The organism is Novipirellula sp. (genome assembly GCF_041583735.1).
GTDB lineage: Bacteria > Planctomycetota > Planctomycetia > Pirellulales > Pirellulaceae > Novipirellula.
Genome location: NZ_JBFHFD010000432.1, coordinates 1 through 7460, shown reverse-complemented (window position 1 = coordinate 7460; position 7460 = coordinate 1). Strand labels below are relative to the sequence as shown.

7 protein-coding genes are annotated in these 7460 nt (G+C 56.5%); 2 read left to right on the top strand and 5 right to left on the bottom strand.

The window, feature by feature from the left end; all coding sequences use genetic code 11:
• Both ABX962_RS24905 and ABX962_RS24900 read left to right on the top strand, forming a co-directional pair.
• Positions 1–1300: DUF1553 domain-containing protein (locus ABX962_RS24905; protein WP_372723328.1), on the top strand; the 1300-nt coding region annotated here is incomplete at its 5' end.
• Positions 1301–1492: 192 nt separating this feature from the next.
• Positions 1493–2887: a DUF1501 domain-containing protein gene (locus tag ABX962_RS24900; RefSeq protein WP_372723326.1), complete on the top strand. Its 1395-nt coding sequence runs from the start codon at positions 1493–1495 to the stop codon at positions 2885–2887.
• Between the two features lie 147 nt (positions 2888–3034).
• Here ABX962_RS24900 and ABX962_RS24895 read toward each other — a convergent pair whose 3' ends face one another.
• The 5 genes from ABX962_RS24895 to cobA are packed head-to-tail and all read right to left on the bottom strand — an operon-like array spanning position 3035 to position 7311.
• Positions 3035–3637, bottom strand: coding sequence for a hypothetical protein (locus ABX962_RS24895; RefSeq protein ID WP_372723324.1), 603 nt, complete (start codon positions 3635–3637; stop codon positions 3035–3037).
• Between the two features lie 49 nt (positions 3638–3686).
• Positions 3687–4892 carry a molybdopterin molybdotransferase MoeA gene (locus ABX962_RS24890; protein ID WP_372723322.1) on the bottom strand — a complete coding sequence of 402 codons (1206 nt, stop codon included), beginning with the start codon at positions 4890–4892 and terminating at the stop codon, positions 3687–3689.
• The gene (locus ABX962_RS24885; RefSeq protein WP_372723320.1) at positions 4882–5463 is read right to left on the bottom strand and encodes a molybdenum cofactor guanylyltransferase; all 582 of its coding nucleotides are present in this window, start codon (positions 5461–5463) and stop codon (positions 4882–4884) included. Before ABX962_RS24885 ends, ABX962_RS24890 begins: the two co-directional genes overlap by 11 nt.
• A gap of 4 nt (positions 5464–5467) precedes the next feature.
• A complete protein-coding gene (locus ABX962_RS24880; protein ID WP_339943978.1) occupies positions 5468–5791 on the bottom strand; it encodes a carboxymuconolactone decarboxylase family protein in 324 nt (107 codons plus the stop codon).
• Positions 5792–5811: 20 nt separating this feature from the next.
• Positions 5812–7311 (bottom strand): uroporphyrinogen-III C-methyltransferase, encoded by a 1500-nt coding sequence (gene cobA, locus ABX962_RS24875; protein WP_372723318.1) that lies wholly within the window; start codon positions 7309–7311, stop codon positions 5812–5814.
• Positions 7312–7460: the final 149 nt, after the last annotated feature.

Here is a 7460-nt window from a genome sequence, read left to right as displayed (position 1 = left end):
TGAATATCGCCGCAATCGTCGACAAAACGATGGCAACGCAGCGAACGCCATTCAGAATTTCATCCGCTTGCAAACACGAGCCGAAACGTTGTCGACCATCATCGGCGGCGTGGATGAACAGGGCAATCCGATCACCTATTGCATGGGGGTGCAAGAAAGCGAGGACCCACGTGATGTTCGCGTGTTGGTCCGCGGCGAAGTCGCTCAGCCCGCGCAGCTGGTTCCGCGTGGATTCCCCAGCGTGCTTCGCGAGGAAGACACACCGAAGATCTCGCCGCGATCGAGCGGACGACTTGAACTGGCTCAATGGATTTCAAGCCGCGACAACCCGCTGACCGCTCGCGTGATGGTGAATCGAATTTGGCAACACTTGATCGGCCACGGCATTGTTCGATCAACTGAAAACTTTGGCACGACCGGTCAGGCTCCCACCCACCCCGAACTGCTCGATGCGCTGGCGATCAAGTTCGTCGAATCAGGATGGTCAATCAAATCGATGGTCCGTGAAATCGCGACGTCACGTGTTTATCGCATGAGCACACAATTCAACCAATCCAACTTTGAAAACGATCCTGATAACGAACGGCTGTGGCGTGCGACACCACGACGGCTGGATGCGGAAGCGATTCGGGACGCGATCCTGTTTGCCTCGGGCAATTTGCAGCTCGATCGCCCGCGGGCGTCCGAGGTGGCCAAGGCGGGATACATGCGAGTCCGTGACGGCAATCTGTTCAACCCGGCTCAATTCATTAGCAGTCGTGAAATGGCGATGGACATGATGAGCGGAGGACCAATGAATCAAGAACGCTTGTTGCGATCACGCCCCGAATTGCAACAAATGATCTTTCGCCAAGCACTCGCAAACCGACGCAGCGGTGGCGATCGACTTGATATGAATGATGCGACGTTCCGCAGCGTCTACCTACCGATCGTGCGTGGCGAAGAGCCTCGCGTTTTGGAAGTATTTGATTTCGCCGAACCGAGCATGATTGTCGGGCAACGCGAAACGTCCAGTACTCCGAATCAATCGCTGTTCATGATGAACAATCCGTTTGTGATGCAGCAATCCGATGCGTTGGCGGAACGCGTGCTTTCGAGCAGCCGGAATCCGGAAGACCAAATCCGGTCTTTGTTCCGTTCGCTATACAGTCGCGATCCCGATGATTCAGAAATCTCCACGATCCGTGCGTTCGCTGACGACTTCCCCGTGGCTGGACTCGCAAAAACGCGTGCCACCAAAACCGTGTCAGCAATTTGCCAATCGCTGATCGCGTCAGCCGAGTTTCGCTATCTGGATTAGCAATCCAATCCCTAATGACGTAGTGCGAGTGATTTTCGGATCGCTCGGCAGAATAGACAAAAGCCTTGACGAGCCGTGGGCCGTAGGGCACCGGGTAACGCGTGGGAGACCCGGCCGCTCACGCGCGAGCGGCTCACTATCGACCTGACATCCGTTTTTCCTTCACCATTCAACCGTTCACAGGGCAATTCGATGACCCCTCTCTTTTCGCGGCGTGCCGCACTGCAAAGCGTTTCGGCTGGATTTGGCTACTTGGCCTTCGCGGGGCTGTCGAGCATGGCGAATGCGAAAACGCCGACGGCGAGCGAAAACCCACTGTCACCCAAACCGCCTCATTTTCCTGCAACGGCAAAACGAGTGATTTTCCTATGCATGACCGGAGCTCCGTCGCATGTCGACACGTTTGATTACAAACCGCAATTGAATGCCGACCACGGCAAAAACGGCCGCTATGGTGGCAAGCTGCTGGGTTCGCAGTGGGATTTCAAACAGCGAGGCGACAGCGGGCTGTGGATCTCCGAACTGTTCCCCAGCGTCGCTCAGCATGCAGATGACCTCTGTTTGATTCGCTCGATGCACTGCAACCAACCGGTTCACCCGGCGGCACAGACTCAGATGCATACGGGAACGGCTCAGTTTGTTCGTCCCTCGATCGGAGCTTGGACGCTGTACGGACTGGGAACCGAGAACGACAGCATGCCTGGTTTTATTTCACTCAGTGCTGCGGCGGGGCAATCGAGCAGTTACGGCAGTGCGTTTTTGCCCGCGATCTATGGCGGAACTCCGATCAACGCCGGAGTTCGCGGCGGTGGCGGAATGGGGCGACGTTTCGGCGGCGGTGGATCGGCGGTTCCCGACATCGAGAACTCGCGCTACACCAGCACGCAACAGCGCAAACAACTCGATTTAATCCAGTCGCTCAATCACGAGAAACTTCGTCGTGATGAACATCAGCCTGGCGTCGAGGGCATTATCGAATCATACGAGTTGGCGTTTCGCATGCAGGACACGATGCCCGAGTTGATGGACGTCTCGGGCGAATCCGACGCGACGCTCAAAATGTATGGTGCCGACGGAGGGGCCACCGAACGTTTTGGCCGTCAATGTTTACTGGCGCGTCGGTTCGTCGAATCCGGGGTGCGGTTTGTTGAAATCAACCATGGCGGCTGGGATCATCACACCAATCTTTCCACCGACTTGCCGAACCGTTGTAACGAAATTGACAAACCGATCGCCGGTTTGCTGAAGGATCTGAAACAACGCGACATGCTCAAAGACACCTTGGTGATTTGGGGTGGCGAGTTTGGACGGACTCCGGCAGCTCAAAATGGCGATGGCCGCGATCACAACAACAAGGGCTATACGACTTGGATGGCCGGTGGCGGCGTCAAAGCAGGCTTCAGTTACGGCGAGACGGACGAACATGGTTACGCGGCCGTCCAAGACAAGTGCCATATCCATGATTGGCACGCCACGATCCTGCATTTGCTAGGGCTGAATCATGAACAATTGACCTATCGTTATGCCGGTCGCGATTTCCGGCTGACCGATGTGCACGGCAACGTCGCAAGCGACATCATCGCTTAGTGGATGATGACATTTCCCGTAGCGGAACTCGTCAAGAGTTTCGTCGGCACTGGGGGTAGCGAAACTCGCCAAGAGTTTCGACCTGTTCGACGATTCACGAAAGTCTTGACAACTTCCGCTACATGTAATTTCCGGTGAAAAAATGGACTATGAATTTTCATGTGACGCAGAGGACACGGTCGCTTTGCGGGCAAACAATCGCTTGCGAAACTCGCTGTAACTGGCGTCTTTAAATTCACTTGCCTTGGCGACGAAGATGAAGAGAAAGGGCTCCGGACACAACAAAACTCCCTTGCGAGTCCGATACACTTTCACGTCTTCATTCTGCCAAGCGTAAGTTCCCAGCGGGGATGCTAACACCACTTGACCGGGGTCCAAGCGAATCGTGCACTGGTAATCTTGCACCAACCCATGGGTTCGCAATTGTTCGCGAATCTTCATTTTGGTGCGGTGCACCATGGCCAGATACAGGCAACTCGAAACGACCATCGCTCCGACGAGCGCAGCAACAAAGCTGAACGGATTCGGAAATCGCCACAGGATCAACGCGATCGCAAACATGCTGCACGCGATCATCGCGAGCGAACCAAAGAACAAGCGAAACGAATGTTGACGTAGCAAGTACTGCGACTCGGCAAACCGCAGTTGCGATTGACTTGCTGCAAAATGAACATCGCCATCGGCGAGAGCAGCGGCGACCGCGTCCGCTGGCGTTGCGACTGGTTGATACGGATTCACGCTGTCGTTCATTGCAGAACCCCACATACAGCCAAATCACCATTCGGGAGCAGTGGCTTGCTTACCACGAGTAATACCTCCATGGCCCTTCACCCGATTCGCCGACGGGAACCTCGACAAAGCCGGAACTTTGTCCTAGTGACACGAGGTCTCCCGAGCCTTGGCTGAAGACCGGTTCGGCAACGCCGTCGGCAACCATTTTGACGATCCGCATCCAATGCAGCGGCAATGTTTTTGAACCCGCTGATTGAAGCCGCACCTGCGTCGCGGGTGGACACCACTGAGTTTGCCCACTCTGTTTGGCCAATAACGGCAACGCAAACCGGCGACACCCCACCACCGCGCTGACCGGATTGCCGGGCAATCCGAGGATCAATTTTCCCTCGGCCGTGGCGGCACCAAGAATCGGTTTGCCCGGGCGAATCGGCAGCCCATGAAAAACTACGTCCCCGCCAACCTCGCGTACCACATCGGGCACGTAGTCATAATCGCCCATCGACACGCCGCCCGTCATCAGGATCGCATCGGATTGATCAAGTGCTGCGGCTAACGATTGCTGCAGCGTTTCGCGATCGTCACGTACATGCTGAACCGCTTGAATGGCGATCCACGGGTTCGGTTCGATTAGCGACGTGAGCGCCACTTGGTTGCTGTTGCGAAGCTGCCAAGGTTGTGGAGTTTCGTCGGCAAACACGCCGACTTCGTCACCGGTCGTGATCACGGTAACACGGACGGGCGAAAACACGCTCGCTTGATAACAACCGAAGTTGACCATCGTCGCACGATGAGCGGCGTTGATCAAAACGCCTGCCGGCAACACCGTGCTACCCGACTTTGCATTCTCACCGGCGCGACGAATGTTCTCACCTGCCAGGGTCGACAACGCCACGTCGCGGAAACGAATCGCGTTCTCGAATTCTTCGGTGTCTTCGCGTTTGACCACCGCGTCGGCTTCGGCGGGAACGATGGCCCCGGTGAAGATACGAACGAGCGAGCCTTCGGACATCGCCGGCGGAGGCGAACCGGGGACACTTTCGCCGTGAACGGGGATTGTTTCGCCGGGACGCAGGTCGGACAACCGGATCGCGTAACCATCCATCGCGGAAACATCCGCCGCAGGGCTGTCGCGATCGGCGGTCACCGGTTTCGCCAACACACGACCGAGACATGACGGACACTCGGCATCCACCCCAGCAACCCTTAATCGATCGGCAATCGCGGCAATCGCCTCGTCGGGCGAGTTAAATGCAAATTTCTTAGCGGACATCCGTCAAATCTTCAGGAGTATTAACATTGTGACAACCACTCGCGGGCAACGTCACGCGATGATGATCTTGTGAACCAAGCCAACGAAACAAACTACGATTCTCGGACTGAGCCAACCGCTGCAGTGGATCCGCGAAACGAACGGGATAAATCCCAACAAGCGGCTGCACCCGATCCGATTCCGCCACGGTGATCTCGTCTGCCGTTTGCCATTGATGCACCAAGCCGCTTAAGTGGTCCGCCGTCAACCGCGGCATATCCACCGGCGCAACCAAACATGCCGCAAAACCATGACGATCGGCGTACTGTAGCGCTGCGGCGATTCCGGTCGCCGGACCACGATGAGCGACCGGATCGTCGATCGTTTCCACTGAATGATCGATCGACGTGCGTCCGCTAACCACGACGTGGTCACACAAAGTTGATAACCGATCGATCGCATGCAGCAAAAAGGAAGTGCCATCGGCGTGGACGAGCGACGCCTTGTCGCGTCCCATACGCAGCGATTGCCCGCCACAGAGCACCACCCCAAGTAGCCGCCGAATCGATCGTTCGGAGTCCGAAGAATTCAACAGACTAGCTCACTGAATCGTCGTGCTTTTCCAGCACATCTTCGACCCAAGTCCGAGCACGCATCATGGTCGGAAAACCGATGGTGGGGGCCGAGACGAGCGCGACGTGACGCAGTTCATCGGGCGTACACCCGGCTTCGAGTGCCTTGCGAGTGTGAGAATGGGCGGCACCTTCGAGACCCGCGCCCAGCGAGATGGCCAGCTTGACGAGTGCCACATCACGCGGTGACAACGGGCCTGCGTTCCTCGCCTCTTCGCCAAACGATTCATACGCCTGCATGTACTCGGGATAACTTTTATGCATCTGTTTGTACGGCTTTGGAATCATCGACTCGCCTTTCCTCTTATTTAAGATAAATTGAATTTCAACAGCGACTGGACAAGCGAGTCCATCGTATACGGATCCGCCTCGCACGTGACGGTGCACCCGAGATCACGCACCGTCTGTGACGTGATCGGACTGAGACTTGCGATCTTCGCCTGCTTCATCGATTCGCCCAACATGCGATGCACGCTTTCGGCGGTGGCACTGCTAGTCAACGTGATCCAATCGATCCGGCCGTGTTGTGCCGCTTGTAAAATCTTGGCGTCGGGGGTTGTCACATCGGTGTGCGAATAGGCCACCACCTGGGTCACATCAGCACCGGCCTGCGCGAGCGATTCTTCGAGAATGTCACGACCACGACTGGCCCGCACCAAGACGACCTGTTTGCCCGACACATGACCACGTAATTCATCGACCAATGATTCGGCACGAAAGTCTTGGGGAATCCGATCGGCATGCAGATAGAAATCGGCGAGCGCGGCAGCCGTTTTTTTTCCTACACACGCCAATTGGACGCCCGCAAAAATTCGCATGTCGTGTCCCAACTCGAGCACCCGATCCAAAAAGTACTGAACGCCATTGCGGCTGCAAAAAATGACCAAGTCTTGATCGGCAAGCGACTCGATCGCCGCATCCACCTCCGCCCAATCCTGGGGCGGCCCAATTTGGATCGCCGGTTGAACCAGCACGGTCGCACCGAGGTCACGTAGCGGCGTGGCGAGTTCTTCGGCTTGATCGATGGGCCGCGTGACTAACACCGTTTGACCGAACAGCGGTCGTTGCTCGAGCCAATTTCGCGTTTCGGTCAATTCCGCGACTGGACCGATGATCACGATCACGGGCGGGCGGATCTTGTTGGCCGGGCTCAATCGGTCCGCCACCTCGTCCAAACGACAGCGAAACGTTTGTTGGTCATGGTGGCTACAGCGGCGGACGATCGCCACCGGCGTGTCGGGGGATTTGCCATTGTCGATCAGCGATCGCGTCCAAACCTCGGCCGTCGTGACCCCCATATAGATAACCAGGGTGCCTGGGAAATGGGCCAGCGCCTGCCAATCGAGCGCCGATTCGGTCTTCCCCGGCTCCTCGTGTCCGGTAACCAAAGCGACCGCCGAGGCAAGTTTTCGATGGGTAATTGGGATCCCGGCATACGATCCAGCGGCCAATGCAGCCGTAATTCCGGGAACAATTTCGTAAGAGATCCCGGCATCGGACAACGCCTCGACCTCTTCGGCCGTGCGGGCAAAAACGGCCGGATCCCCTCCTTTGAGCCGAGCGACGATGCGTCCGTTTCGAGCATGCTTGAGCATCTCGTCAATGATCTCGTCCTGACGCCAAATCCTTTGCTGGCCATGCTTTCCGACGCAAATGTGCTCTGCCGAAGGGGCGTGCGAGAGCAATTCAACATTGCTGAGCCCGTCATACAAAACGACATCACTGCGAGACAGGAGCTCAGCCCCCCGCAACGTCAAAAGCCCAGGATCACCTGGGCCGGCACCGATCAAATACACCATGCTGTTCATAGTTTGATTTTCACCTGAAAAGTTGACTATGGACAGATGGCAGACAGCTTGGCATACTACCGAGCCTTCAATTCCCTTCTTTCCGATGATGGACGCCCACGAGAGCGCGATAAACCGAAGATGCCAAACACCGAAAGTTCAAAGAAACG